Annotated in this window: 1 rRNA gene (only partly in view); it reads left to right on the plus strand. The window is 53.4% G+C overall.

The features are described 5' to 3' along the window. Positions 1-2630: ribosomal RNA gene (locus BCL79_RS00020) — 23S ribosomal RNA — on the plus strand (it extends 249 nt beyond the left edge of the window). Positions 2631-2719: the final 89 nt, after the last annotated feature.

Consider the following 2719-nt stretch of genomic DNA (forward strand, 5'->3'; position numbering starts at 1 on the left):
AACGGGGACTAGCCCTTAAGCTGGAATGGTTCTAGAAAAACAGCCTGGAACGGCTGGCCATAGAAGGTGATAGCCCTGTATTTAAAAGGGCCACTCCAGTGAAGACGAGTAGGGCGGGGCACGTGAAACCCTGTCTGAACATGGGGGGACCATCCTCCAAGGCTAAATACTACTGACCGACCGATAGTGAACCAGTACCGTGAGGGAAAGGCGAAAAGAACCCCGGAGAGGGGAGTGAAATAGATCCTGAAACCGTGTGCGTACAAGCAGTAGGAGCTCGAAAGAGTGACTGCGTACCTTTTGTATAATGGGTCAGCGACTTACTGTTCGTGGCAAGCTTAACCGTATAGGGGAGGCGAAGGGAAACCGAGTCTGATAAGGGCGCATAGTCGCGGGCAGTAGACCCGAAACCGGGTGATCTAGTCATGGCCAGGGTGAAGGTGCCGTAACAGGTACTGGAGGCCCGAACCCACGTCTGTTGCAAAAGACGGGGATGAGCTGTGATTAGGAGTGAAAAGCTAATCGAACCCGGAGATAGCTGGTTCTCCTCGAAAGCTATTTAGGTAGCGCCTCATATGTATCCTCTCGGGGGTAGAGCACTGTTATGGCTAGGGGGTCATCGCGACTTACCAAACCATTGCAAACTCCGAATACCGAGACGGACTGTATGGGAGACACACGGCGGGTGCTAACGTCCGTCGTGAAAAGGGAAACAACCCAGACCCACAGCTAAGGTCCCAAATTCACTGCTAAGTGGAAAACCATGTGGAAAGGCACAGACAGCCAGGAGGTTGGCTTAGAAGCAGCCACCCTTTAAAGAAAGCGTAATAGCTCACTGGTCGAGTCGGTCTGCGGGGAAGATTTAACGGGGCTAAGCAGTGAACCGAAGCTTGGGGTGTGCATATTTATATGTACGCGGTAGAGGAGCGTTCCGTAAGCCGTTGAAGGTGGATTGAGAAGTCTGCTGGAGGTATCGGAAGTGCGAATGCTGACATGAGTAACGATAATGCGGGTGAAAAACCCGCACGCCGAAAGCCCAAGGTTTCCTTGCGCAACGTTAATCGGCGCAGGGTGAGTCGGCCCCTAAGGCGAGGACGAAAGTCGTAGTCGATGGGAAGCAGGTTAATATTCCTGCACCTCGCGTAAGTGCGATGGAGGGACGGAGAAGGTTAGGTGTACCCGGCGTTGGTTGTCCGGGGGAAAGGCGGTAGGTTTGGATCTTTGGCAAATCCGGGATCCTTTAAGACCGAGCACCGAGACGAGCCTTTAAGGCAAAGTCACTGATACCACGCTTCCAGGAAAAGCTCCTAAGCTTCAGCTTACGCAGACCGTACCGTAAACCGACACAGGTGGGTAGGATGAGAATTCTCAGGCGCTTGAGAGAACTCGGGTGAAGGAACTAGGCAACATGGCACCGTAACTTCGGGAGAAGGTGCGCCCTTTTTGGTGGCTCATGCGAGCTATAGCTGAAGAGGGCCGCAGTAACCAGGCCGCTGCGACTGTTTATCAAAAACACAGCACTCTGCAAACACGAAAGTGGACGTATAGGGTGTGACGCCTGCCCGGTGCTGGAAGGTTAATTGATGGGGTCAGCCGCAAGGCGAAGCTCTTGATCGAAGCCCCAGTAAACGGCGGCCGTAACTATAACGGTCCTAAGGTAGCGAAATTCCTTGTCGGGTAAGTTCCGACCTGCACGAATGGCGTAACGACAGCGGCGCTGTCTCCACCCGAGACTCAGTGAAATTGAAATCGCTGTGAAGATGCAGCGTTCCCGTGGCAAGACGGAAAGACCCCGTGAACCTTTACTATAGCTTTACACTGAACGTTGAGTTCGTCTGTGTAGGATAGGTGGGAGGCTATGAAACTGTGGCGCTAGCTGCAGTGGAGCCATCCTTGAAATACCACCCTGTCGTGCTTGACGTTCTAACCTAGGTCCATAATCTGGATCGGGGACCGTGTATGGTGGGTAGTTTGACTGGGGCGGTCTCCTCCTAAAGAGTAACGGAGGAGCTCGAAGGTACGCTCAGCGCGGTCGGACATCGCGCACTGTGTGCAAAGGCATAAGCGTGCTTGACTGCAAGATCGACGGATCAAGCAGGTAGGAAACTAGGACTTAGTGATCCGGTGGTTCTGTATGGAAGGGCCATCGCTCAACGGATAAAAGGTACTCCGGGGATAACAGGCTGATACCGCCCAAGAGTTCATATCGACGGCGGTGTTTGGCACCTCGATGTCGGCTCATCACATCCTGGGGCTGTAGTCGGTCCCAAGGGTATGGCTGTTCGCCATTTAAAGTGGTACGCGAGCTGGGTTCAGAACGTCGTGAGACAGTTCGGTCCCTATCTGCCATGGGCGTTGGAGATTTGAGAGGGGCTGCTCCTAGTACGAGAGGACCGGAGTGGACGAACCTCTGGTGTTCCGGTTGTCACGCCAGTGGCATTGCCGGGTAGCTATGTTCGGAAGCGATAACCGCTGAAAGCATCTAAGCGGGAAGCGCGCCTCAAGATGAGATCTCCCGGGGCACAAGCCCCCTGAAGGAACCATATAGACTATGTGGTTGATAGGTCAGGTGTGTAAGTACAGCAATGTATTGAGCTAACTGATACTAATGATCCGTGTGGCTTGACCATATAACCTCAAGTTGCCTTGGCCGACATGACATGTCGATAGATCCCAAGTGCACGCTACGTCACAAGACTTACGAGAGGCAGGCGCCTTA

The sequence above is a fragment of the Stenotrophomonas rhizophila genome (assembly GCF_003651185.1).
Classification (GTDB): domain Bacteria; phylum Pseudomonadota; class Gammaproteobacteria; order Xanthomonadales; family Xanthomonadaceae; genus Stenotrophomonas; species Stenotrophomonas maltophilia_Z.